The 23,411-nt window shown below is 61.8% G+C and carries 19 protein-coding genes; 9 read left to right on the forward strand and 10 right to left on the reverse strand.

The annotated features are described in order from the left end of the window. The first annotated feature begins 12 nt into the window (after nt 1-12). Entirely contained in the window at nt 13-750 is a 738-nt protein-coding gene (locus JK202_RS05320; RefSeq protein ID WP_211558943.1) for a DUF4097 family beta strand repeat-containing protein, read from the forward strand. Here JK202_RS05320 and JK202_RS05325 read toward each other — a convergent pair. The 5 genes from JK202_RS05325 to JK202_RS05345 all read right to left on the reverse strand — a co-directional run bounded on the left by JK202_RS05325 (nt 741) and on the right by JK202_RS05345 (nt 6,534). Continuing rightward, entirely contained in the window at nt 741-1,538 is a 798-nt protein-coding gene (locus JK202_RS05325) for an RluA family pseudouridine synthase (RefSeq protein ID WP_211558945.1), read from the reverse strand. The genes JK202_RS05320 and JK202_RS05325 overlap by 10 nt on opposite strands. After that, nucleotides 1,528-4,245 (reverse strand): DNA translocase FtsK, encoded by a 2,718-nt coding sequence (locus JK202_RS05330; RefSeq protein ID WP_211559174.1) that lies wholly within the window; start codon nt 4,243-4,245, stop codon nt 1,528-1,530. The genes JK202_RS05325 and JK202_RS05330 overlap by 11 nt, the downstream gene beginning before the upstream one ends. Before the next feature lie 118 nt (nt 4,246-4,363). Then, a complete protein-coding gene (rsmD, locus tag JK202_RS05335) occupies nt 4,364-4,963 on the reverse strand; it encodes a 16S rRNA (guanine(966)-N(2))-methyltransferase RsmD (protein ID WP_211558947.1) in 600 nt (199 codons plus the stop codon). Between the two features lie 3 nt (nt 4,964-4,966). Continuing rightward, nucleotides 4,967-5,767: a pseudouridine synthase gene (locus JK202_RS05340; protein ID WP_211559176.1), complete on the reverse strand. Its 801-nt coding sequence runs from the start codon at nt 5,765-5,767 to the stop codon at nt 4,967-4,969. A gap of 32 nt (nt 5,768-5,799) precedes the next feature. Next, nucleotides 5,800-6,534 carry a gamma-glutamyl-gamma-aminobutyrate hydrolase family protein gene (locus JK202_RS05345; RefSeq protein ID WP_211558949.1) on the reverse strand — a complete coding sequence of 245 codons (735 nt, stop codon included), beginning with the start codon at nt 6,532-6,534 and terminating at the stop codon, nt 5,800-5,802. A 6-nt stretch (nt 6,535-6,540) separates the two neighbouring features. On the opposite strand from JK202_RS05345, the gene JK202_RS05350 reads away from it, so the two are divergent. Both JK202_RS05350 and JK202_RS05355 read left to right on the forward strand, forming a co-directional pair. Further along, nucleotides 6,541-7,047, forward strand: coding sequence for a nucleoside deaminase (locus JK202_RS05350; protein WP_211558951.1), 507 nt, complete (start codon nt 6,541-6,543; stop codon nt 7,045-7,047). 118 nt (nt 7,048-7,165) lie between these two features. Further along, nucleotides 7,166-8,731 carry a Do family serine endopeptidase gene (locus JK202_RS05355; RefSeq protein ID WP_211558953.1) on the forward strand — a complete coding sequence of 522 codons (1,566 nt, stop codon included), beginning with the start codon at nt 7,166-7,168 and terminating at the stop codon, nt 8,729-8,731. Nucleotides 8,732-8,824: 93 nt separating this feature from the next. Here JK202_RS05355 and JK202_RS05360 read toward each other — a convergent pair whose 3' ends face one another. Next, nucleotides 8,825-10,192: a lipopolysaccharide biosynthesis protein gene (locus JK202_RS05360; protein WP_349291823.1), complete on the reverse strand. Its 1,368-nt coding sequence runs from the start codon at nt 10,190-10,192 to the stop codon at nt 8,825-8,827. Between the two features lie 176 nt (nt 10,193-10,368). Here JK202_RS05360 and JK202_RS05365 point away from each other — a divergent pair, with 176 nt between their 5' ends. After that, nucleotides 10,369-11,484, forward strand: a complete 1,116-nt coding sequence (locus JK202_RS05365) for a CDP-glycerol glycerophosphotransferase family protein (protein ID WP_211558955.1) — start codon at nt 10,369-10,371, stop codon at nt 11,482-11,484. Nucleotides 11,485-11,504: 20 nt separating this feature from the next. Here JK202_RS05365 and JK202_RS05370 read toward each other — a convergent pair whose 3' ends face one another. Together JK202_RS05370 and JK202_RS05375 are read right to left on the reverse strand one after the other, a co-directional pair. Beyond that, nucleotides 11,505-12,863, reverse strand: a complete 1,359-nt coding sequence (locus tag JK202_RS05370) for an L-serine ammonia-lyase (RefSeq protein WP_211558957.1) — start codon at nt 12,861-12,863, stop codon at nt 11,505-11,507. Next, on the reverse strand, nt 12,864-13,928 hold the full coding sequence (locus JK202_RS05375) for a low specificity L-threonine aldolase (RefSeq protein WP_349291824.1): 1,065 nt from the start codon (nt 13,926-13,928) through the stop codon (nt 12,864-12,866). It abuts the gene before it with no gap. Nucleotides 13,929-14,011: 83 nt separating this feature from the next. Here JK202_RS05375 and folD point away from each other — a divergent pair, with 83 nt between their 5' ends. Genes folD through JK202_RS05390 form a run of 3 tightly spaced genes read left to right on the forward strand, consistent with a single transcriptional unit; the run spans nt 14,012 to nt 17,726 of the window. Further along, a complete protein-coding gene (folD, locus tag JK202_RS05380; RefSeq protein WP_211558961.1) occupies nt 14,012-14,944 on the forward strand; it encodes a bifunctional methylenetetrahydrofolate dehydrogenase/methenyltetrahydrofolate cyclohydrolase FolD in 933 nt (310 codons plus the stop codon). Further along, a complete protein-coding gene (locus tag JK202_RS05385; RefSeq protein ID WP_211558963.1) occupies nt 14,941-15,693 on the forward strand; it encodes a methylenetetrahydrofolate reductase in 753 nt (250 codons plus the stop codon). The genes folD and JK202_RS05385 overlap by 4 nt, the downstream gene beginning before the upstream one ends. Before the next feature lie 32 nt (nt 15,694-15,725). Next, the gene (locus JK202_RS05390; RefSeq protein WP_211558965.1) at nt 15,726-17,726 is read left to right on the forward strand and encodes a M1 family metallopeptidase; all 2,001 of its coding nucleotides are present in this window, start codon (nt 15,726-15,728) and stop codon (nt 17,724-17,726) included. A 152-nt stretch (nt 17,727-17,878) separates the two neighbouring features. Here the strand turns inward: JK202_RS05390 and JK202_RS05395 are convergent, their stop codons facing one another. Beyond that, the gene (locus JK202_RS05395) at nt 17,879-18,298 is read right to left on the reverse strand and encodes a flagellar biosynthesis regulator FlaF (RefSeq protein ID WP_211558967.1); all 420 of its coding nucleotides are present in this window, start codon (nt 18,296-18,298) and stop codon (nt 17,879-17,881) included. Nucleotides 18,299-18,429: 131 nt separating this feature from the next. Further along, nucleotides 18,430-20,382: a flagellin gene (locus JK202_RS05400; RefSeq protein WP_211558969.1), complete on the reverse strand. Its 1,953-nt coding sequence runs from the start codon at nt 20,380-20,382 to the stop codon at nt 18,430-18,432. Nucleotides 20,383-20,560: 178 nt separating this feature from the next. On the opposite strand from JK202_RS05400, the gene JK202_RS05405 reads away from it, so the two are divergent. Together JK202_RS05405 and JK202_RS05410 are read left to right on the forward strand one after the other, a co-directional pair. Then, nucleotides 20,561-21,793 carry a putative DNA modification/repair radical SAM protein gene (locus JK202_RS05405; protein ID WP_211558971.1) on the forward strand — a complete coding sequence of 411 codons (1,233 nt, stop codon included), beginning with the start codon at nt 20,561-20,563 and terminating at the stop codon, nt 21,791-21,793. Further along, nucleotides 21,790-23,274 (forward strand): UdgX family uracil-DNA binding protein, encoded by a 1,485-nt coding sequence (locus tag JK202_RS05410; RefSeq protein ID WP_211558973.1) that lies wholly within the window; start codon nt 21,790-21,792, stop codon nt 23,272-23,274. Before JK202_RS05405 ends, JK202_RS05410 begins: the two co-directional genes overlap by 4 nt. Nucleotides 23,275-23,411: the final 137 nt, after the last annotated feature.

Below are 23,411 nucleotides of genomic sequence, written 5' to 3' on the forward strand. Positions count from 1 at the left end.
GATATTCTCCCCATGAACCGTTTCACGATCTTCCTTCCTGTTCTCGCCCTGGGCACCGCGCTGGCCTTTCCCGTCTGTGCTGCACCACTGAGCCAGTCCTCGATTTCGGATGATATTTCCCAGTCCACCCTGCCTGAAGGTGGAAAATTCTCCACCGTCAGCGGAGACGTGACCGTCGGAACATCCGACGGACCCCTTTCCGTCCGGACTGTCAGCGGCGACATTCATGTCGAGCAGTCCAAAGGTCCGCTCGATGTCCATACAGTCAGCGGGACGCTGGACGTGGATCACGCTGCCGGTGCGGTCGAAATCCGCAGTGCAAGCGGCAACGTCACGCTGGACCATTCCGATGGAGCCGTTTCCATCCGCACCATGAGCGGCGATACGACCCTCTCCCACGTATCCCGCGACGTCATGATCCGCAGTGTCAGCGGGGATACGAGCCTGACGCTCGATGCCGCCCCCCAGATGCGCACGGTCAATATCGGCACGGTCAGCGGCGGCATGACGCTTCATTTGCCGCATGGCTTTGGCGGGACGTTCGACATCATCCTGAAACAGCGTCGCTCGGACACAACGCTCCCGCTTCAGCAGTCTCTCGGTCTTACGGTGCAGCTCGGGGACTGGAAGAAAGAATCGGGCAGTTCAGAAGACGTCCGGACGATCACGGCCACCGGCAAGGTCGGTGATGGCCGCGATCACATCATTGTCCGCAGCGTGGTCGGAACTCTGAAACTCGTTCAGGACTGAGCCGCACTTCCACAACCCATCGCCCGCAGCGTCTTCGCCATGAACTCCGGCGGAGGCGCCTGCGCGCTGAGCGTGTCGGATGGCAGGTTCAGCTCCAGATTGCGCGCCAGAAGATGCAGTCCGGGCATATTTGAATGATTCGGAGCAGGGGTGCCGTAAACCGGATCACCAAGGATCGGTGCCCCCAGTTCCGCGCAATGGATGCGCGCCTGATGCGTCCGCCCCGTGAGCAGTTCCAGCTCCACCCAGCACAGACCCTTGCTACGCCCCAGAACCCGCCAGCACGTCCGGGCTTCATCGCCTTTCGGGTCCACAACCATACGCCAGCCCGAGGCGTTAGACCGACGCAGAAGTGGCGCGTTGATCTCGCCACTGTCCTGCGGAAGATCTCCCACGACAACGGCCCAGTAGAGCTTGCGGACCTGCCGCTCCTGAAACGCCTTCTGCGCCTCGATCAGCGCCGTCTTGCGTCGTGCAATCAGCAGACAGCCGGACGTATCCGCATCCAGCCGATGCACCAGCCATGGCCCCCCGCGCGGATGCGAGACCAGCCGTGTTTCAACGGAATCCTGTGTGGAGGGGCCGGGATGAACGGCCAGACCGACCGGCTTGTCCAGAATCAGGAAGCGCGGGGTTTCCAGCAGGATGGGGAGGTCCATCCCGAGATGAAACGGCGTGCGGGGGCCTTCCGGAGCGTCGGGGGGGGCCTGTTCTGGCAGGCGGCGGGGTTTGTGTGAACTGCGTGCGGCTTTTGCACGTCGGATCCGGTCTTTCCGGTCAGTCTTCATGTTCTTCCTTGCGGCGGACAAGGATCTCGCGTTTGCCCACATGGTTTGCGGCACCGATGATGCCTTCCTTTTCCATCTGGTCGATCAGCTTGGCCGCGCGGTTATATCCGATGGAAAGATGGCGCTGGATAAAGCTGGTGGAGGCCCGGCCTTCGCGCATGACGATGTCCACAGCCTGATCGAACAGGCTGCCTTCCCCGTCACCGCCCGAATTGGCCCCTGCCATCAGACCACCGGCACTGTCGTCGTCCTGTCCTGAAACCACGTCGTCGTTATAGATCGGATCTCCCTTGGAGCGCAGATCTGCCACGACGGCTTCGACTTCATCATCGGCCACGAACGGGCCGTGGACACGCGTGATGCGGCCACCGCCCTGCATGAACAGCATGTCACCCTGACCCAGAAGCTGCTCTGCGCCCTGTTCCTGAAGGATGGTGCGGCTGTCGAACTTGCTGATGACCTGGAAGGAAATCCGGGTTGGGAAGTTTGCCTTGATGGTGCCGGTGATGACGTCAACGGACGGACGCTGCGTGGCCATGATGACGTGAATGCCGGCTGCACGGGCTTTCTGGGCCAGACGCTGCACCGCTGTCTCGATTTCCTTGCCCGCGACCATCATCAGGTCGGCCATTTCGTCGATGACGACGACGATATAGGGCAGGTTTTCCGTGGCGACCTGCTGTTCGTCGAACACCGGGCGGCCCGTTTCGGGGTCGAAGCCGGTCTGCACCCGTTTGGTGACCATCTCGCCCGAGGCGCGAAGCTGGTTCACGCGCTCGTTGTAGCCGTTGATGTTGCGGACTTGAAGCTGCGCCATCAGGCGATAGCGGCGGTCCATTTCCTGCACGGTCCATTTGAGCGCGCTGACGGCCTTGGCAGGCTCGGTCACGACCGGCGTCAGGAGATGCGGAATGCCGTCATAGATCGACAGTTCGAGGATCTTGGGATCGATCATGATCAGGCGGCACTCTTCCGGGCTGAGTCGGTAGAGCAGCGACAGGATCATGGCGTTCACGCCGACCGACTTACCTGAACCCGTCGTACCCGCGACGAGCAGATGCGGCATTTTCGCGAGGTCCGTATAGACCGGCACGCCGGCGATATCCTTGCCGAGTGCGATCTGGAGGCGGCCGGTGCCGTTCAGCCATTCCGGCGTGCGGAGAAGTTCGGAGAAATAGACCGTTTCGCGCTTGGCGTTGGGAACCTCGATGCCGATCACGTTGCGCCCCGGGACCGTCGCGATACGCACGCTCAGGACCGAAAGGGAGCGCGCCACGTCATCGGCAAGTCCGATCACGCGGGACGAACGGATGCCCGGTGCGGGTTCGAGTTCATACAGCGTGACGACCGGACCGGCATGGATGTCACCGATCGTGCCCTGCACGCCATAATCGGCCAGAACGCTTTCCAGCAGGCGCGCATTGGACTGAAGCGTTTCCTGCGACGGGCCGGTTACGGCATGGGGGGGCGGCGGGTTCAGCAGGCCTAGCGGCGGCAGTTCCCAGCCGGTTGTGACAGCATTGCGCGGCGCGGCAGGGCGTGCCGGCACGGGCTCTGGCGGGCGTTCGGGGCGGCGCATTCCGAACAGGCCACGCTTCTGGGGCTCGGGTTCGGGCGGCGTGTCAATGCTGCTCTGGGGCAGTTCTTCGTCCATTTCGTCGTCCATCTGGCGACGGACGGGCGGCACCGGCGTGTCGCGCTGACGGGCGATCTGGGCCAGACGCTCGGCATAGGGGTTGGACGGTGCCTCTTCCTCTTCCGCGGGTGTGGTCTGGCGAGCGCGGACGGCTGCGGCTTCCGTTCGGCTGACCGGGCGCGTTTCTGCCGTGGGCTGGCTGTAGGGATCGTCCTGCGTGTCCATCGGGGGCTGCATCCAGCCAGTATTCTGGGGCACGAAGGGCGCGGGACGGGACTGTGGATCGCTCTTGCCGAAGCTGCGGCGCAGGAAGGACAGCGGCGCGGCATCCGCGGCCGGGGCGCCACCGGCGGGGCTCGGCTGGAACTCGTACATGCGCGGGTCGGGCGCGGGTCGGTCGGAAGTCTGCGGGCCGTTCATGCGCTTGGCGAGCGAGAAGGGCTGGCGGCCCAGCAGCATGAGCGTCTGACCGAGCGCGCGCCATTCGCGGGCTTCAAGACCCATCGCAAGCGGCATCAGCAGGCCCATCAGCAGCAGGACGAGAATGACGGCAATTGCGTTTCCGGCGGCGCCGGCTTCGGCATGGGCTGCGCCCAGCAGACGCTGCGCGCAGGAGACGCCCATTTCGCCGCCCAGACCGCTGGCGGTTGGCCAATCGACCTGAAGGCCGGGAATGAGAAGCTGGAGCGTGCCGATGAAGGTGGCGCTGGCGGGGAGAAGGGCGAGGGCAGCCACGATCCGCAGGATCGGCAGGCTCATGCCGTGATGGCGGACCATGCGCCAGGCCCAGGCGAGCAGAATGACGATCGGCATACCGCTGCCAAGGCCGAGCCACTGGATCAGACCATCGGAGATGGTCGCGCCCGTACGGCCCAGCAGGTTCGTCGGCTGCGTTCCCGTCGAGGTGTTGAAGGATGGATCGTGCGGATTGAAGCTCCACAGGGCGATCCCGACTGCCACCGCGAAGATCAGCAGGACCAGCCCGAGAAGCTCCATGCAGCGTGCGCGCAGGGCACTGCGCAGTTTTGGTGTCATGTGCCGGTCATGCGCGTCGCGGACGATGTTGCGCACTGTACTGGTCGATCGGCTGAACGCGGCCAAGTCTCGTCACCCCGTCGGTTTTCTGGATTGCGGCTTGTAAAATTCACTCTGAACTATAGCCGACAGGGTACTGAATACAGAGGGAAAATTAAGGAAAAGTGGAGGAATGCTTCCAGATCGTCACCTTCGCCGCGCCAAAACGACGCTCACAGAGGATTTCTGGCGTCAATGTGGGCATAAAGTGTTCGGAAGGTGGCATGATCGGGGTAAATTCTTCCGTGGCGCCGGTTTCGGTCACGACCAGCGCGCCCTGCGCCAGCCAGCCGTTCCGCGCCAGCGCCCGCAGACCCGATTCGACCAGTCCCTTGCCATAAGGCGGGTCCAGGAAAACCAGCGTGTAGGGCTCCGTGGCCTTGGGCGGATGCGTGACGCTACAACTCAGCACGCGGGAGCGGTCCCGGGCCTTGCAGATGTCCAGATTGATGCGCAGGGCTGCCAGTGCATTGCGGTCACGCTCGATGAACGCGGCTTTTTCGGCGCCGCGGGACAGGGCTTCAAGCCCCATCGCGCCGGTTCCGGCATAGCAGTCCAGCACGAGGGCCTGTTCCAGCTCTTCCTGCCCGTACCAGGGTGCGTGGGCGAGCATGTCGAAAATCGCCTGTCGCGTGCGGTCTGATGTGGGGCGCGTGCTGGTTCCCGACGGCGCGGTCAGGGCGCGGCCCTTGTTGTCTCCTCCAACAATCCGCATCGATCAGCGCGTCCGCTGACGCTTTGGGGCGGGGAGGTCCGGCATCTGCTCGCGCAGGGTCTTGCCCGGGACTTCCTCCAGTTCGCGCGCCTTGAGCGAGCCGAGCTGGAACGGGCCGTAGGACAGGCGGATCAGGCGGCTGACATGCAGGTTCAGACCTTCCATGACGCGACGGATCTCGCGGTTCTTGCCTTCGCGCAGACTGACCGTCAGCCAGGCGTTATCGCCCTTTTTCGAATCCAGAGCTGCTTCGATGGAGCCGTAACGCACGCCGTCATAGTCGAAACCGTCGATCAGCGAGGCCAGACGCTTTTCGTCCACGACGCCGAAGACGCGCACGCGATAGCGCCGGATCCAGGCATTGCCGGGAAGTTCAAGGCGGCGGGCCAGTTCGCCGTCATTGGTCAGCAGCAGCAGACCTTCGGAATTGATATCCAGACGGCCCACGCTGATGACGCGCGGCAGGCCTTCGGGCAGCGTGTCGAACACGGTCTTGCGGCCTTCGGGGTCCTTGTGGGTCGTCATCAGGCCGTCGGGCTTGTGATACCGCCACAGGCGCGTGCGCTCGGGGGAGTCCACGGGTTTGCCGTCCACCAGCATGATGTCGCCCGGATGCACGAATGTGGCCGGATGCGTGACGACCTGTCCGCCCAGCTTGATGCGTCCGCCTTCGATCATGCGTTCGATATCGCGGCGGCTGGCCACGCCGGCGCGGGCCAGCGCCTTGGCGATGCGCTCGCCTTTCGGGGCCGGTGCGTCCGTTTCAGGCGCAGTGCCCTCGTGCAGGTCAGAGATTTCGGGCATCTCGGGGGCGGTGTTTTCGGTGTTGTCGTCGGTCATCGTGCAGTCTCCACAAGCGCCGCATACAGGCGACGGTCGCCGGGGTCGAGGGAGAATTCGGGATGCCACTGTACGCCAATGGCAAAACCGGGGCCATCAAGCTCGATCGCTTCGATCGTTCCATCCGGCGCGCGGGCGCAGATTTTGGCGCGTCCGGGGTCCCGCACAGCCTGATGATGCGAGGAGTTCACTGTCATACGCTCCGCCCCCACGATCTGCGCGAGTTTCGTGCCGGGGACGATGGCGATGTCATGGCCGGGTTCGTGGCGGGGGTTGGGCTGTTCGTGTTGCAATTCTTCCGGCAGGTGCTGGATCAGCGTTCCCCCGGCCTCCACGGCCAGAAGCTGCATTCCGCCGCAGATGCCCAGAACCGGCTTGCCCTGCGCCAGCGCCGCCCGCAGGAGCGCCAGTTCGGCGGACGTCCGGGCCGGGCGCGGGCTGGTCAGCGGATGGGGCGCCTCACCATAAAGCGTCGGATCGACATCGAAGGCGCCGCCCGTGACGATCAGCCCGTCCAGCCGCGCCATCAGCGCCTCGGCATCGCAGTCATAGCCCAGACAGACCGGCATCCCGCCCGCATCACTCACGGCCGTCAGATAATTTTCCCGCAGCGCATGGAACGGATAGCGTGAGAATTGCCCCACGCCGCCGGGTTCATGATCCAGCGTCAGGCCGATCAGCGGCGAACGCTGTGAAGGGGATGGACGGGGGAGGGTCATGGGCCGCATCATCGCATCATGATTCAGGGTGAGACAAGGATTCAGACCGATATTGGTCCGGCGATGCAGACGGCGCTACAGGCCGCGCGGGAAGCTGCGGCGTGCGGGGAAGTGCCGGTGGGTGCCGTCGTGCTGGGGCCGGACGGGCGAGTTCTGGCGGTTGCGTGCAATCATGTGGAGGGCGCGCATGATGCGTCGGCCCATGCCGAGCTTCTTGCGATGCGGGACGCTGCCGCCCGTCTGCAAAGCCCCCGCCTGACGGACTGCACGCTGGTTGTGACGCTGGAGCCGTGTCCGATGTGTGCGGCCGCGATCGTGCATTTCCGGATCGGGCGCGTCGTGTTCGGGGCTTATGATCCCAAGGGCGGGGGCGTGGAGCATGGGCCGCGCATTTTCGAGCGTCCGTCCTGTCTGCACCGCCCCGAGGTCATCGGCGGTGTGTGTGAACGCGAGGCGTCGGAGTTGTTAAAGGATTTTTTCCGCAGGCTCCGCAGTCCCGTGCAGAAGAGCCTTTCGGGCCCCTGAATTCACAGTCCGTCATGAACTTACGGATGTTTCACGCGCAGGTCAGCTTGCGGAACGGGAACGGGGTCCATAGTTCAACGCTATAGCCACGATGTTTTCGTAACCAGTCGGGATTGACATGACCTCACGTTTTCGCGCGTCCCTCTCCGCCCTCGCTGCAACGACCATGTTGGTCTCGGCTCCGTTCGCTTTCGCGGACACCACGCCTGCGGCCGCCCCTCAGGCCGGTGCCACGACCGCCCCCAGCGGAGCCATCAAGCCGCAGACGGGCGTTCAGACGCTCCCCAATTTCGTCAATCTCGTCAAACAGGTGAAGCCGGCTGTCGTCTCCATCACGGCGCACATCAAGACGGATGTGGCCGAGGAAGAGGAAAACGGCCCGGGTGGTGGTGGCGGTGGACAGGGCGGCGGCATGCCGTTTCCGTTCCCCTTCCCGTTCCAGATGGCACCGCAGCAGCAGCCCAACCGTACGGTCGAGGCGCGTGGCTCGGGGTTCATCATCTCGTCTGACGGCTATGTCGTGACCAACAACCACGTCGTGAACGGTGCGACCAAGGTGACGGTCACGCTCGATGACGGCACGACGCTGCCCGCCAAGATCATCGGCCGTGACCCCAAGACGGACGTCGCTCTCCTGCGCGTCAAGCCGACCGGCAAGCTGCCGTTCATCGAGCTGGGCGATTCCGACGAGGTCCAGCCGGGTGAATGGGTCATTGCCGTAGGCAATCCCTATGGTCTGGGCGGCACGGTGACGGCGGGTATCGTTTCCGCGCTGGGCCGTGATCTGCATTCGGGCGCCTATAACGACTTCATCCAGGTTGATGCGCCGATCAATCACGGCAACTCGGGCGGCCCGCTGTTCACGCAGGACGGCAAGGTTGTGGGCATCAATTCCATGATCATCTCGCCCAATGGCGGTGGCTCGATCGGCATTGGTTTCGCCATCCCGTCCGACACCGTCCGATCCGTCGTGAGCCAGCTTGAAAAGACCGGTCATGTCACGCGTGGCTATCTCGGCATCGAGGGGCAGGACATCTCGCCTACCATGGCGCAGGCGCTGAACCTCCAGTCTTCCGAACCCGGTGCCCCGCCGCGCGGAACGCTGGTGGCATCTGTTTCCAAGGGCAGCCCGGCCGAGAAGGCCGGTATCAAGAGCGGCGACGTTGTTACCACGCTGAACGGCAAGCCGATCAAGAACGGTCACGATCTGGCGGTGAAGGTCGTCTCCATCGCTCCGGGAACCGCCGCGACGCTGAGCCTGCTGCGTGACGGCAAGCCGATGACCATGAACTTCACGGTCGGCAACCTGTCTGCTCAGGATCATGCTTCGGGTGATGCCACTGACACCGCACAGTCCGGCGCGGGTAAGCTCGGTGTCTCGCTGGCGTCCCTGACGCCGCGGGCCCGTCAGGAACTGGGTCTGGATGACAGCGTGCAAGGTGCGGTCGTGGCTGATGTCGTGCAGGGCTCTCCGGCCGATCAGTCCGGCATCCGTCCGGGCGATATCATCGTCGCCGTCGGCAGCCATGTGACGCCGTCGCCCAAGGCGGTCGTGGCGCAGGTACATGACGCGCTGGGCCGCAAGCAGCCGCCGCTTCTGCGGATCCTGCGTGACGGCCAGCAGCTTTTCGTCGCCGTCTCCCCGAATGGATCGGACGACGACAGCTCCGAGGACGCCCAGTAAGTCAGGCAGTTCCAACAGAAGCGGCCTTCAAAGGCGGGAAGGATTACTCTTCCCGCCTTTTTTCATGCCTGTGTCCGACTACCAGACAAACGCTCAGGCTTTCGATTTGCCAATGCGGTCGTAGAAGAACCAGACGCCCAGGATCTGTGAGAGCAGAATGGTCGCATTGCACACCGCCGTCGACAGACAGGCCCCGGCCAGCCCGAAATGCCGGGTGAGGACATAGAGCGCCGGGAAATAGACCGCCATGACGGCCGTACGGTTGGCCATGAGGAACTTCACATGCCCCACGACGATCAGCAGCGGCTCCAGCGGGATGACCAGCAGGCTGAACACCGCCGCCAAGAGCATGATGGAAATATACAGCGACGTGTGATGCACATGGACGTGCAGCAGGAAGCGGAAGATCGTCGATCCGAAGAACGCCGACAGCAGCAGAAGCGCGAGTGACAGCCCGCTCAGGACGCCGAACATTTTCCAGGTCACGCGCTTGAGGCCCCGCCAGTCCTGCCGGTCCCGCATGCGGACCAGTTCGGGATAAAGTACGGGGGAGATGAGCTGCGCGGGGGTGACAATCCCGTCCGCAATCTGGCGGCAGACGCGGAAGACCGCGGCCTCGGCCGGTCCCAGCCCGTTTCCGACCAGCAGCGTCGCGACATGACCCGAAATATTGCCCAGTGTCTGGTTGACGCTGGCGGCGCGCGTGAACTGCCACATGCCCGGAAGCTGCCAGCGCCAGTGCCGGAAGGCCCGGAAATACTGGAAGCGGAATTTCCGTCGCAGGATGTCCAGTGCGTAGTGGATGTAGAAGCCATAATCGATGACGATCGTCATGGCCCAGACGAACAGGAAATATCCGAGCTTGAGATGCAGCACATAGCCCAGAAGAACGCCGAATGTCTTGGCGAGGGCCGCGCAGCTGTCGATGATCGGGACGAGATGGAACTTTCCCGCCATCCGCAGGATGCCGTTCGCCCAACCTGAATACATCAGTGGACTGACGAAGACGTACAGATCCGCCAGAAACCGTACATGCGCGGACCAGTGCGCAGTGTGTCCGTAAATCTGCACACCTGCCAGGCCGAACACGATGGCGAACGCGGCCGAGAGCGTATCGAGGCGGATACAGAAATGAATGACCCTGTGCAGGGCGTCCGTGTCCCCGCTGCCGAAGCTCTCACTGCCGAAACGGATCAGCGTTTGCCAGGACTGGAGCCGGGACAGGACCGAACTGGTCGAGGCCAGCGAATGGATCAGGATCAGCAGGCCGAAATCGGACAGGCCCAGCGCGCGGACCGCCACGGCAATATAGATGAAACTGCACAGCGCATTGGCAATGCGGCCAAGTGTGAGAACGCTGACGCTTTTAAAAATGGATCTGAAAACGGAGCGCTCGCCGGACATGCGGGCCTTACTGACCACAAAGCCCCCGGAGTGTCCATGCCGCAGGCGGAATGTCACGGGCGATGAAGTTCCTTGACAGGGTGTGGGCAGGGATTATGAAGAAAATATTACATATATCGTTGTCAGGGTTTCTGCAGACAGGATCTGGCGGCGATCCGTCTTCTGCTGAAGGCCCCAATCCGGAAAACGCAGGTTTCAGCCTGCTATTTCAGGCAGGACGCAACTGATCAGTCATGAAAATTGCCTTCATCTATATTGCTGAACCGTATCAGTGTTATCACACCGCGTCTGTCGCCAGCGCACTGGCCGCAATTCCCGGTTATGACGTGGTCGAATATTACAGTTTCCCGGAAACGGTGGAGCACCTCGCTCGGATCCGTCGCGCGCTGGAGGTTCCGTCCCTGCCTCTGAAGGCTTTTCCCAAGTCCCTGAAGGCCCGTATTCTGAAGCGCGCAAGACGGCTTGATAGCGAGCGGCTTCTGGTGCTGCGCGAAAACATTGCCGAGTTGAACCAGTATGATGCGGTCGTGGCCACCGAATATACGGGAGGTGTGCTCAGGAACATGGGATTGTCCGGTCCGAAACTCATCCTGCTCATGCATGGTGCCGGGGACCGCTACGTCAATGACGAGCATCTGGTCCGTGAGTTTGATCTGACGCTCGTTTCCGGTCCCAAGATCGCCAGCTATTTTCAGGACAAGGGACTGCTGCGCGAGGACACCACACGGGTTGTCGGCTATCCGAAGTTCGATGTCTTCGAAGCCGTGCAGCGGGAAAATTCTGTCTCGTTCAGCAATGGGCGCCCGTTCGCGCTTTATAATCCACACTATCAGCGCAAACTGACGTCGGCTTCAGGCTGGATGATGCCGTTGATTCAGGGGTTCAAGGCGCAGAGCGACTACAATCTGGTCGTTGCCCCTCATATCAAGACTTTCCACAGGGGCTTCGGCATCCGCGAACGTCAGCTCAGACAACAGCGCAGCCCCGAAGTGCTGGTTGATACGGGGTCGTCTGCCATGCTGGACATGACCTATACGTCTCAGGCCGCGCTTTATATCGGCGATGTGAGCAGCCAAGTTTACGAATTTCTGGCCATTCCGCGCCCCTGCGTGTTCCTGAATCCACGCAAACTGCCCTGGCAGGACGATCCGTATTTTCTGCACTGGACGCTCGGAGAGGTGGTCGAGGATATCGACGATCTCATGCCCGCCATCTCGCGCGCGCAGGAGCAGCATGCAACCTACCGTCCAGCGCAGGAAGCCCTGTTCCACGAAACCTTTGGCGAGCCGCTGCTGGGCGCGTCGCAGCGTGCTGCCGATGCGATTGCGCAGTTCATGATCGCGGCCTGAACGCTCTCAGCACCATACCATCAGCATTCGGGAAAGTTGACCGCCAGCCCGCCGAGGGATGTTTCCTTGTAGCGGTGGTTCATGTCGCGGCCCGTCTCGGCCATCGTGCGGATGACCTGATCGAGCGACACGTGATGGGCGCCATCGCCGTGCATGGCGAGGGAGGCCGCGTTGATGGCCTTGATTGCGCCGAACGCATTGCGCTCGATGCAGGGGATCTGCACCAGCCCGGCCACCGGGTCGCAGGTCATGCCAAGGTGGTGCTCCATCCCGATTTCGGCGGCGTTCTCCACCTGAAGCGGGGTTGCGCCCAGTGCCGCTGCCAGTCCGGCAGCGGCCATTGAGGACGCAACGCCCACTTCGCCCTGACACCCGACTTCCGCGCCCGAAATCGATGCATTTAGCTTGAACAGACCGCCAATGGCCGCAGCCGTCAGCAGGAAACGGCGCTGTCCATCGAGCGAATATTCGGGGCAGAACTCCCGGTAATAGCGCAGCACGGCCGGGATCACGCCCGAGGCGCCATTGGTGGGGGCCGTGACGACGCGGCCACCGGCAGCGTTTTCCTCGTTCACGGCAATGGCGAACAGGCTGATCCAGTCCATGATGCCGTGCGCGGAGGGCTGGTTGCTGCGGCTCTGGTCCTTGAGCCGTTCATACAGCGCGGCGGCCCGTCTGCGGACGTTCAGCCGACCCGGCAGCGTGCCGGAGCGGTGCAGCCCGGCGTCCACGCAGTCCATCATCACGGCGACGATCCGGTCCAGATACGCCTCAACCTCGGCGCGGGGTCGCAGCACGCTTTCATTCGCCAGAACGACGCCTGCGATATCGAGTGCCGTGTCCTGCGTGCGTTTCAGAAGTTCCGCGCCGCTGGTGAAGTCATACGGCATGTCGGGCTGGGCGTAGGTCGCGGTTTCGGTTGCCTGTTCATGGACGATGAACCCGCCGCCCACTGAGCAGAACCGCGCCGTTGCGAGCACATGGCCCTGTGCGTCGAACGCCTCAAACTGGAGCGTGTTGGGATGAACCGGCGGGATGGTTTTCGTGTCGAGAACGATGTCCGTGTCCGGGTTGAACGGCGTTGGGTGGCCGTTGAACGGCATCAGATGTGTTTGTGTCACGGACTGCACGATGCCGTCTGCGAGCATGGGGTCCATCGTGTCGGGTTTTTCGCCCGCCAGCCCCAGAATGACGGCCCGGTCCGTGCCATGTCCGCGTGCGGTCCAGGCGAGGGAGCCATAGAGCGTGACGCACAGGCGCGCCACGTCCTGTGTGTGGGGCAGGGAGTCTGCAAAGCGGGCCGCTGCGCGCATGGGGCCGACGGTATGGGACGAGGATGGCCCGATGCCGACCTTGAACAGATCAAACAGGCTGATCATTCAGGCGGAAATTTCGGCCAGCAGCGCATCGACGTCTTCGATGCGTGTGTGGAAACTTGGCACGAGGCGGATGAGCGTGCCCGATACACCTTCCGGTGTGGGCCAGCGATAAAATCCATATCCCGCCGCTTCCAGCTCTTTGACGAGAAGGTCAGGCAGAATGACGAAGACTTCATTGCCCTGCGTCTCGAACGGAAGCTGGGCACCGGCATGACGGCGCAGGCCTTCGACGATCCGCTGTGCCATCTCGTTGGCATGGGCGCTGTTTTTCAGCCACAGTCCATCTTCCAGCAGCGCCAGAAGCTGCGCGCTCAGGAAGCGCGCCTTGGACCACAGATGCCCGCTGCGCTTGATGCGCCGCTCGAAATCCTTCAGCACCGGGCGCGTGCGCTCATTGACGAAAAATACAACCGCTTCCGCAGCCAGTGCCCCGCATTTCGTGCCGCCGAAGGACAAAACGTCGACCCCGGCCTTCCATGTGGCTTCGGCTGGCGTGCAGCCCAGATGCGCAACGGCATTGCTCAGCCGGGAGCCATCCAGATGGACGGGCAGGTCATGCTCATGCGCGATGGCACAGAGCGCTGCCAGATTCTTCAGCGCATAGACCGTACCCCATTCGGTCGCCTGCGTCAGGGACAGGGCCTGGATGGGGGGCTTGAGAATTCCGCCTTCCGCATTGGTCCGCAGACCCGTCCGCAGGCCCTCGGGGTCCATCCGGCCGTCGGCGGAGGGCAGCGTGACGAGCTTGGCACCATGCATGAAGAACTCGGGCGCGCCGCCCTCGTCATTGCTGATATGCGCACTCTGGTCACACAGGACCGCGCCATAGGGTGCCACGAGCGAGGACAGTGCAAGGCTGTTGGCCGCAGTCCCCGTCACAACCGGGAAAACTGCAACTTCTGTCTCGAAAACTTCCCCGAACCGTGCGTTCAGGGTTCGGCTCAGCATATCGTTGCCATAGGACCCGACGCAGCCTTCATTGGTGCGCAGCATGGCCTCCATGACAGCGGGGCATGCGGGGGAAACATTGTCACTGGCGAAGTTCTTGCGTATTTCGTCGGTCACGAGACCATCCTCAATTCCTGCGACCGTTACGGCCCGTCGGTGAGCGTAACTGAAACGTCCGCCTGTTGTCATCCGGAGAGCCCATGAGCCCGTTGTCCCCCGAGAAGCCTTCCGATCCGGTATCCCATATCATTGATGGCAAGATCATCGACGGCAAAGGTATTGCCCGCGCCCTGACCGATCAGGTGGGCCGCGAAGTGGCAAAATTCGTCGAGCAGGGCAATACGATTCCCGGCCTGGCCGTTGTTCTGGTGGGAAATGACCCGGCGTCGGAAGTCTATGTGAAGAACAAGGCGATCCAGACCCATCGCGTGGGCATGCGCTCCTTCATGCACATGCTGCCGCAGAGCACATCGCAGGACGAACTGCTGGACCTGATCGCGCAGCTCAACGCCAACCCGAAGATCCATGGCATTCTGGTGCAGCTCCCGCTCCCGGTCCAGATCGATCCGGTCAAGGTGACGAACGCCATTGCGCCTCACAAGGATGTGGACGGTCTGGGCGAGGTTAACGCCGGCCGCCTGTCGCTCGGGATCGATGGCATCGTGCCCTGCACGCCGCTGGGTTGCCTGATGCTGCTCCAGTCTGTTCACAAGGACATGACCGGCAAACATGCGGTGGTGATTGGTGCGTCCAACCTTGTCGGCAAGCCGATGGCGCAGCTCCTTCTCAAGGAAAACTGCACGGTGACGGTTGCGCATATCCATACGCGCAACACGAAAGAACTGGCCCGGGAAGCAGATATTCTGGTTGTTGCGACCGGCAAGAACGGTCTGGTGCGTGGTGACTGGATCAAGCCTGGGGCGACCGTCATTGATGTCGGCATTACCCGTATTCCGGCGGAAAACGGCAAGACCCGTCTGGTTGGTGACGTGGCATTCGACGAAGCCCTTCCGGTCGCCGGTTACATCACGCCGGTTCCGGGCGGCGTGGGCCCGATGACGATCGCCTGCCTGCTGCACAATACGCTTCAGGCCGCCCGTGCCACACAGGCGGCCGCCGAGGCTTCTTCATGACGCGCGTTTCAGTCGAACTGGTTCCGCGCTCCACAGAGGCTGTGCTGGCGGACGTCCAGACCGTACGCGATGTCCTGCCGCAGGTCAGCACGCTGAATGTTCCGGATCTGATGCGTTTTGATCTGCGCAGCCATGATGCTGCCTCGCTGGTCACGAAACAGGCCCCGTTCGAGGTTATCCCGCATATCCGCGCGGTCGATATCGCACCGGGGGTGCCGCTGCCGGGTGCGGACCGTCCGGAGTTGACCTCCATTCTTGTGGTTGCCGGTGATCCGCCAGCCGAAGGGAGCGACTGGAAGGTCTACCCCAATACTTCCGCGCAGATCATCGAACGCTATCGCCGCGAGGCGCCGCATCTGAAGGTCTATGCGGTGTTCGACCCCTATCGCCGGGCACCGTATCAGGAACTTGAAGATATTGCCCGCAAGCGCGATGCCGGGGCCTGTGGATTCTTCACGCAGCCACTCTTCGATATTCCGATGCTCGAATACTGCATGGACTGGCTCCGTGACGACACAGTGTTCTGGGGCATTTCCCCGGTTCTGGGTGATCGCTCGCGCCGGTACTGGGAGCGCGTCAACCACGTGGTTTTTCCGCGCGATTATGACGGTACGCTCGAGGGGAACGTCGCTTTCGCACGCAGGATGCTGGGCGTTATCCGCGAGAAAAACGATAATGCGTACCTGATGCCGCTGAAAGTTGATCTGGCATCCTATCTGGGAGCGCTCGGCGACATTATAACGGGATAACATCGAACCACCGAATGGAGGGTCCGCCCCGGATGTCTGTGCGCCTTTTTCTGCTTTCCCTGCTGGGAGGCGTGCTCGTTCCCGCCGCCCTGCTGCCCGAGACCGTCTCCGCGAAGACCTTCGCTGATCCCAAAGCGGTCTTCGCCCCTCTGACGCTCCCCGATGCCCCGAATGCCTATCGGTCAGGATCAGGTCTTCCCGGGCCGCAATACTGGCAGAACCGCACGGATTACGTCATCCATTCCCGGATCGACACACAGGCTCATGTGCTCCACGGCTCTGAAACCGTGACTTACAGCAACAACAGCCCTGAGACGCTGGATGTCCTGTGGGTCCAGCTCGACCAGAACATCTATCGTGCCGACACCCGGGGCGAGGTCGGGGCGATCCCCGGCAGTCACATGATGACGGGCAATCACACCGATGGCATGGCGATCGAACACGTCTCGGTCATTCAGGGTGGCCGGGAGGTGGACGTTACGCCCCTGATCTCCGATACGCGGATGCAGCTCAAGCTGCCGCGCTCGCTGGATCCGCATGGCGTGGCTTTCGTAAAGATCGACTGGCACTACACTGTGCCCGGCCCATGGGGCGGCCGTACCGCTGTCACACCCGCGCGGGAAGGCGACATCTATGAAATTGCGCAGTGGTACCCGCGTCTGAGCGTTTATGATGACCGCCGTGGCTGGAACACGCTGCCCTATCTGGGGCAGGAGTTCTTTCTGGAATACGGTAGCTTCGACTACAGCGTGACAGTGCCGTGGAACTATACGCTGGTCGGTTCGGGTGCGCTGCTCAATCCCGAACAGGTTCTGACCCCCGTCGAGCGCAACCGTCTTGCGCAGGCGGCGCAGAGCGATACGCGTGTCCTGATCCGAACACTCGATGACATCACCGACCCGAAAAGTCACCTGAAGCAGAGCGGCGAAGTCACCTGGCATTACGGCATGCGCAACACGCGTGACGTGGCGTTTGCAGCGTCACCGGCCTTTGTGTGGGACGCCTCACGGATCAATCTGCCGCCCATCGTTCCCTGGACGAACTATCGCGCCGTGCCCCGGCTTGCGATGTCAGTCTATCCGCGTGAAGGGATCGGGCCGCATGGCTGGGATCGCTCGACGGACTACGTCAAACACGCCATCGAATATTTCTCGTCGCAGTGGTTCGAATACCCCTGGCCGAACGCCATTAATCTGGGCGGTCATGGCGCAGGGATGGAATATCCGGGCATTGTTTTCGACGGCATGAGCGACCGTGACCCGGAGCTGTTCTGGATTACAACGCACGAACTGGGCCACGGCTGGTTCCCGATGATCGTGGGCACGGACGAACGCCGCAATGCCTTCATGGATGAGGGCTTCAACACGTTCATCGACGTCTATGCGTCCGATCACTTCAATAACGGCGAGTTTGCCCCGAAACGCGATTCCGAGTTTGCTCCCAAAACCGGCAATCCCGCGCAGGACATCGTTCCGGTGTTGACCGATCCTGAGGCGCCCGTGCTCATGACGGCCGCCGATGGCGTGTCCGAAAAATACCGCCATAGCGTGACGTATTTTAAAGGTGCCTATGGACTGAAACTGCTGCGCGAACAGATCCTGGGCCCGGTCCGGTTTGACGCTGCCTTCCGGCGCTATATTTCCGAATGGTCGTTCAAACACCCGTCGCCGTCGGATTTCTTCCGCCTGATGAGCAGCGAAGCGGGTGAGGATCTGGGATGGTTCTGGCGTGGCTGGTACTTTACCAATGCTGCCCCGGATTACGCACTGGGAGACGTCCATCATGACGCCGGAAAGCCCGTAACCGTACAGGTCCGCAATTACGGAGCACTTCCACTCCCTGTGCTACTGCGTGCCGATTATACAGATGGTAAATCGGAAGAACTCCGTATCCCGACGGAAGCCTGGCGTCAGAGCAGCGATATCGTTGTTTCACTGCCGGCCCATGATGGCCTCAAGGCCGTCACGCTGGACCCGGATCATGTCATCCCGGATATTGATCGTTCCGATAACCGGCTTGCGATCACGCCTTGAGACTCTCGAAGAAGTGCGAGGCTCAAAATGCCTCGTACTTCTTCGCCACTGAATAAAAAAAGGGCGCTTGGCCAAGCCAGCGCCCTGAATATTCCCGATCCCGGGTTTCTGTATGGATCGGAAGAACCCGTCTCCTGAAGCGGCCTGTCTCTTCAGCCAACCAGTTCCAGAGATGACGTCTGGGCCGATCCGGAATAAGCCTGCGGGGCTGCGGCCATGGCATAAGGCGCGGGTTCCACGGACAGGCCTTCGATCATGTCATTGTTGACGTCAATCAGGGGCTGCAGGTCCTTCGGCGCATTGAGGGCCGCGTTGGAATAGCGCATCGACCACAGGCCAACCTTGATGATGTCATCCCGCAAAACGGGCGGAAGAGGGCTGTCGACCCGCTCGACACTCATCGACAGGAGGCTCCAGAGTTTCAAATTGGCAGCCAGAGCAGCCACCTTTTTCGGGTGATCCTTGGCCTGTGACAGCAGGGAATTGACATGCCGGAAGGCCATGACCTCGATTTCCCGGGAGGAAAGGTAGCTTCCGGACTGTTTCTGGTACTGTGAGGATGCGTAAGTCACGAAGGCAAACTCCTTTCAGGAAGACTGTTTCAAAAGCCGCTGCGGAATATCAACAGCAGGCGTCTGAAGCAGTCCCGCGCGGGGCAGGGGCCTGAAGGGCACCGGAAAACCGGTACCCTCCAGAAACCTGATCAGCCGCGGAAGAGGCTGAGCAGGGTGGAAGACTGCGAGTTCGCAATCGAGAGCGACTGAACGGCCAGCTGCTGCTTCGTCTGAAGCGAGGTCAGCTTGGCGCTTTCCGCTGCCAGATCGGCGTCCGTCAGGGCGCCCACACCCGTCGTCAGGGCATCGGACAGCGAGCTGGTGGCCGTCTGAAGCTGGGTCACGGTGTTGGCGGAAACGCCGAAGCCCGCAGAGATCTGGTTGACCTTGGTCAGAGCGGCACTGACCGCAAGCTGTACCACGGCTGTGCCGGAGGTTGTGCCGACAGTGGGTTTTGCTTTCGAGGCAGTGATGCTGGTACTTGGCGTCACATTGGAAGCGGCTGTATCGAGCGTGTATGTCGAGTCGGTCCCAGCTGTAAGACCTGCTGTTGTTGCGAGGCTTGACGTCCAGGATGTTTTGTCCGTACCGGAAAAGAACTTGTATGTGGTCGAATTTCCGGAGCTGTCCGTGAGAGTAAGGCCGCTGGAAGCATTCCCGGTTGCGGTCCATGAGGTTGCTGCAGTACCGCCAAGTGAAACAGAGCCGTCAGCGCCAACGGTAATGTCTGCAGCGGTAGAATCGCCTGTAAGGGTTTCAAGCGTGCTCTGCAGAGCTGACTTTGCACCACTGCTTAGAGCAGAAGTTGTAGAAGAGGCCGAATCGAGGGCAACGTAGGCTGTTGAAGTGGTGCCGTCTTTGACCGTCAGGGCTGTTCCACCGTCTGTGAAAGTTGCGCCCGACATATCCAGTGAAGTGCCTTCGGCAATATTGCTTGTTGTAACACTCCCTGTTGCAGTGGAAAGATTGCCACCAGCCAGCGTCAGGGTGCCATCATTAGCGCGAGAGACGCCAAATCCGGCATTGCTCATGGCTGTCATAAGCGTCGTGGTACGGTCGGTGTTCTGCTGCGTCGCATCCGTTGTGTTGGTTGCGGCTGTGCTCGTGTTGACGTCCACGACTTTCGCCAGGCTGGTGGCATTGCCATTGCTGTCGGTAGCCGTCGTGACGCTGTAGGTGAGATTGCCGCTGGCATCAGCCTTGGCGGTAATGCTCTTGCCGTTCGTCATCGTATAGGTTGTGGTGCCGTCGGACGTCGTGACTGGTGCATTGCTGCCGAAAGCCGAGGATGTCAGGGTTCCATCAGTGCCGACCGTTACGGTAGCAGTGCTTCCGAGAGCTGTTGAAACGGCATTGGACAGTGCGGTGCCAATGGTTGCCGTGGACGACAGGCCACTTGTGTTGTCGTCAAGGACAAACTCGGTCGTGGTGGCGGGGCTCGTGGCCGTGCCGCTGCCGTTTGCCGCTGCCTGATTTTTCAGGGTAATCGTGGATGCGGCTGCCGTGTTTCCGGTGTCAGCTGCAGTGTAGGTCGCGCCTCCCAGATCGAGCGTTGCACCCTTCATGGTGGTGCTCAGGCCTTCAAGGCCTAGGCCGGATGCCGTGGCATTGGCGCCGTTCTGAACGAACAGGTTGCCGTTGATGTCCTGTGCGGCCGAGACGGACGTGTAGGACACGCCGCTACCCGTGGCGCCGGACAGCAGGTTGACGCCCTGGAAGGTGGCGCTGTTGGCGCTGGCGTCGATCTGGGAAGCCAGGCTGGAGAGCTGGGAGTTCAGCGTATCCTGATCTTCGGCGTTGTTGGCGGCGTTCGTGACCGTTGTGGACACGCTGCTCAGCAGGCCGGAAATCGTGGAAGCCTGTGTGCTTGCCGTGGAGAGAACCTGCCCGGCGAAGCTCAGACCGGTCGAAACGCCGGACAGGCCTGAAATCTGGGAGTTCATCGACTGGGCGATGGAATAGATGGCCGGATTGTCAGACGCGCTGTTGACGGACTTGCCGGTGGAGACGGCATTTTCGGTCTTGTTCAGATCGGTCGTCGTCTGGTTAAGGCTCTGGAGTGCGGCCATTGCCGCGGTATTCGTATTAATTGACAATGACATTGAATTCGTTCTCCGTCGGTGCAGGTTTGCGTCCTCAGGATAGGGGGGAGTGGTTAACGGAAGCTGAATCGGTTCCGTTAAAAAAAGTCCTTCAAAAATAACGGAAAACCGGGAAAAAACTGGTTAATTTCACGGTTTCTCTTGCGCTCCATACTCTGGAACGAAATAAGAACACAGTATGAAAAAAACACTCTCCCAGAGACTGGCGATTCTCTCCGATGCGGCGAAATACGATGCGTCCTGCGCATCGAGCGGCTCCACGCACAGGGATTCTGAAAAGAACGGAGGGCTGGGGTCCACGACCGGGAACGGGATCTGTCATTCCTATACGCCGGATGGGCGCTGCGTGTCGCTGCTCAAGATCCTGCTGACCAATTTCTGCGTTTATGACTGCGCCTATTGCATCAACCGGTCGTCTTCGAATGTGGAGCGTGCGCGCTTTACGCCCGAGGAAGTTGTGTGGCTGACGCTGGAGTTCTATCGGCGCAACTGCATCGAGGGGCTGTTCCTGTCCTCGGGCATTATCCGCTCGTCCGATCACACGATGGAGCAACTCGTGCAGGTGGCGCGGGATCTACGGCTGAAGCATGGGTTCCGGGGGTATATCCATCTCAAGACCATCCCCGATGCCTCGCCGCGTCTGCTGGAAGAGGCGGGGCGCTATGCGGACCGGCTCTCGATTAATGTGGAAATGCCGACCGTCGCCGGGCTGGAGCAGTATGCGCCGCAGAAAAAGGCCGGGGGTATCCGCCAGGCGATGGGAGAGATGCGGCTGAAGATCGATGCGGGCAAGGAACGCAGTCATACCGGGCGCCGGGCCGAGCGGTTTTCGCCGGGCGGGCAGAGCACGCAGATGATCGTGGGGGCCGATGCGGCGTCCGATCAGGATATCCTTGCCAGCAGCGCCAATCTTTACGGCTCTTACGGGCTGCGTCGCGTCTATTATTCTGCCTTCAGTCCTATTCCCGATGCGTCCGCCCTGCTGCCGGCGACAAGTCCGCCGCTTCAGCGCGAACACCGGCTCTATCAGGCGGACTGGCTGTTCCGGTTCTACGGCTTTGCTTTCGGCGAGCTGACGGCAGGTCGCGCGGATGGAATGCTGGATCTGGAACTGGACCCCAAACTGGCCTGGGCGCTGGATAACCGGGCGCTGTTTCCGGTGGATCTGAACCGGGCGTCGAAGGAGATGCTGCTGCGGGTGCCGGGGCTGGGGGTGAAGGCTGTGGCCTCCATTCTCAGGGCGCGGCGGCATCAAGCCGTGCGGCTGGAGGATCTGGCGCGGCTGAATGTGTCCATCCGCAAGGTCCGGCCCTTTGTGCAGACGCCGGGCTGGAGCCCGGCCCGTCTGACGGACCGGCATGATCTGCGCAGTCTGTTCAGCCCCGCACCCCAGCAGATGAGTCTTCTGTGACGCGCTACGTCCTGAGTGTTGAGGATAGCGCGGTATTCGAGCCCTGGCGGGAGATGGCCCGCGCGGCATTACAGCGCGATCTTCCGCCTCAGGCCATCGACTGGCGCATCCGGGGTGGGGAGATGGATCTGTTCGGGCAGCAGACCAATGACAGTGACGGCATGGTGGCGCTGACGGAGGCGCCGGTTCTGAAAAGCGTGACGCTGCGTGCGTCCTGTATCGCGCTGTTGCGGGACATGCTGTGCCATTCCGATCCGGGCCGGTTCGCGCTCGCTTACCGGATCGCCTGGAGGGTGCAGGGCAATCCGCATCTGCTGGATGTGGCGACGGATGCCGATATCGCAAAAGCGCGGATCATGGTGCGGCAGAACCGGCAGGACTGTCACAAGATGATGGCCTTCGTCCGGTTTCGCGAGCAGCCTGTGCAGGGGGAAGGGGCGGGTCGGCGGCGGTTCCTCGCATGGTTCGAGCCGCAGCATCATATTCTTGAACGCATTGCGCCGTTTTTCTCGAAGCGCTTCACGGACATGGACTGGATCATCCTGACTCCGCGCGGTTCGATCTGCTGGGACGGGAAGGATCTGGCCTACTCCTCCGAACCCTGCGAACAGCCGGAACTGGATGACGGGTTCGGGGATCTGTGGAACACCTATTATGCGTCCACCTTCAATCCCGCGCGCGTTCGCACGAAGGCCATGCGCCGTGAGATGCCCGGCCGCTATTGGAAAAACCTGCCTGAAACGCGCCTGATCCCGCAGCTTGTCTCCGGGGCTGAAGCGCGCGTCCGGACGATGGCGGAGCAGGAGCTTCTGCCAGCGCCCACCTTCCACGACCGGCTGCGAGCCCGTGACAGTCTGCCGGTTGAGCCGCTGCCGGATACTCTGGAGGCTCTGGCCGCAAAGGTCCGGACTTGCACGGCCTGTCCCCTGCACTGTGAAGCGACACAGGCTGTTGTCGGGGAAGGGCCCGCCCATGCGCGGATTATGGTGGTTGGAGAACAGCCGGGCGATCAGGAAGATCTGGCCGGGCGTCCCTTTGTTGGGCCTGCGGGGCAGCTTCTGCATGAGGCGCTTGGGGCAGCCGGGGTTGATCGCAGTGCGCTGTATCTGACCAATGCCGTCAAGCATTTCCGTTTCCGCCTTCAGGGGCGTCGTCGCATTCATCAGACTCCGGATGCCGGACATATGGTGGCCTGCCGTCCCTGGCTGGAGCAGGAAATCGCATTGATCCGGCCGAAGCTCATCGTCTCTCTGGGAGCTACGGCGCTCAGGGCGCTGGATGGTCCAGGCATGGCGATGGCGGATGTGCGCGGAACGTCGTGGAGGGTGGGAAGCGGTGAAACCGCCGTTCAGCGACTGGCGCTCGCCCATCCGTCCTGGCTGCTGCGATTGGGGGATGGAGCACAGGGCGACAGCGAGAGACAGCGTTTCGCTGAAGGTCTTTCGCGCGTGCGTGAGTTTCTGCATCAGCCGGGGTCGTGAGGGAGAGAATGGAAACGGATCAGTTTTTTCCCGCTTGAAGCCCATGAGACGATATGTCATGGATGACCGAACCGATCGGTCAGTAGAGGGTTTTCAGGCCCCGCACAGCACATCCGGTCATGATCTGACAGACCTGT

This window comes from Gluconobacter sp. Dm-62 (genome assembly GCF_018256155.1).
Taxonomy (GTDB): Bacteria; Pseudomonadota; Alphaproteobacteria; order Acetobacterales; family Acetobacteraceae; genus Gluconobacter.

What these genes read in the sequence shown, in the direction of transcription:
- JK202_RS05390 (WP_211558965.1), top strand. Translation starts at nt 15,726, where the DNA reads ATGTCTGTGCGCCTTTTTCTGCTTTCCCTGCTGGGAGGCGTGCTCGTT.
- JK202_RS05340 (WP_211559176.1), bottom strand. Translation starts at nt 5,767, where the DNA reads ATGCCCGAAATCTCTGACCTGCACGAGGGCACTGCGCCTGAAACGGAC.
- JK202_RS05370 (WP_211558957.1), bottom strand. Translation starts at nt 12,863, where the DNA reads ATGATCAGCCTGTTTGATCTGTTCAAGGTCGGCATCGGGCCATCCTCG.
- JK202_RS05355 (WP_211558953.1), top strand. Translation starts at nt 7,166, where the DNA reads ATGACCTCACGTTTTCGCGCGTCCCTCTCCGCCCTCGCTGCAACGACC.
- JK202_RS05320 (WP_211558943.1), top strand. Translation starts at nt 13, where the DNA reads ATGAACCGTTTCACGATCTTCCTTCCTGTTCTCGCCCTGGGCACCGCG.
- JK202_RS05325 (WP_211558945.1), bottom strand. Translation starts at nt 1,538, where the DNA reads ATGAAGACTGACCGGAAAGACCGGATCCGACGTGCAAAAGCCGCACGC.
- JK202_RS05365 (WP_211558955.1), top strand. Translation starts at nt 10,369, where the DNA reads ATGAAAATTGCCTTCATCTATATTGCTGAACCGTATCAGTGTTATCAC.
- JK202_RS05385 (WP_211558963.1), top strand. Translation starts at nt 14,941, where the DNA reads ATGACGCGCGTTTCAGTCGAACTGGTTCCGCGCTCCACAGAGGCTGTG.
- JK202_RS05345 (WP_211558949.1), bottom strand. Translation starts at nt 6,534, where the DNA reads ATGATGCGGCCCATGACCCTCCCCCGTCCATCCCCTTCACAGCGTTCG.
- JK202_RS05405 (WP_211558971.1), top strand. Translation starts at nt 20,561, where the DNA reads ATGAAAAAAACACTCTCCCAGAGACTGGCGATTCTCTCCGATGCGGCG.
- JK202_RS05350 (WP_211558951.1), top strand. Translation starts at nt 6,541, where the DNA reads ATGATTCAGGGTGAGACAAGGATTCAGACCGATATTGGTCCGGCGATG.
- rsmD (WP_211558947.1), bottom strand. Translation starts at nt 4,963, where the DNA reads ATGCGGATTGTTGGAGGAGACAACAAGGGCCGCGCCCTGACCGCGCCG.
- folD (WP_211558961.1), top strand. Translation starts at nt 14,012, where the DNA reads ATGAGCCCGTTGTCCCCCGAGAAGCCTTCCGATCCGGTATCCCATATC.
- JK202_RS05400 (WP_211558969.1), bottom strand. Translation starts at nt 20,382, where the DNA reads ATGTCATTGTCAATTAATACGAATACCGCGGCAATGGCCGCACTCCAG.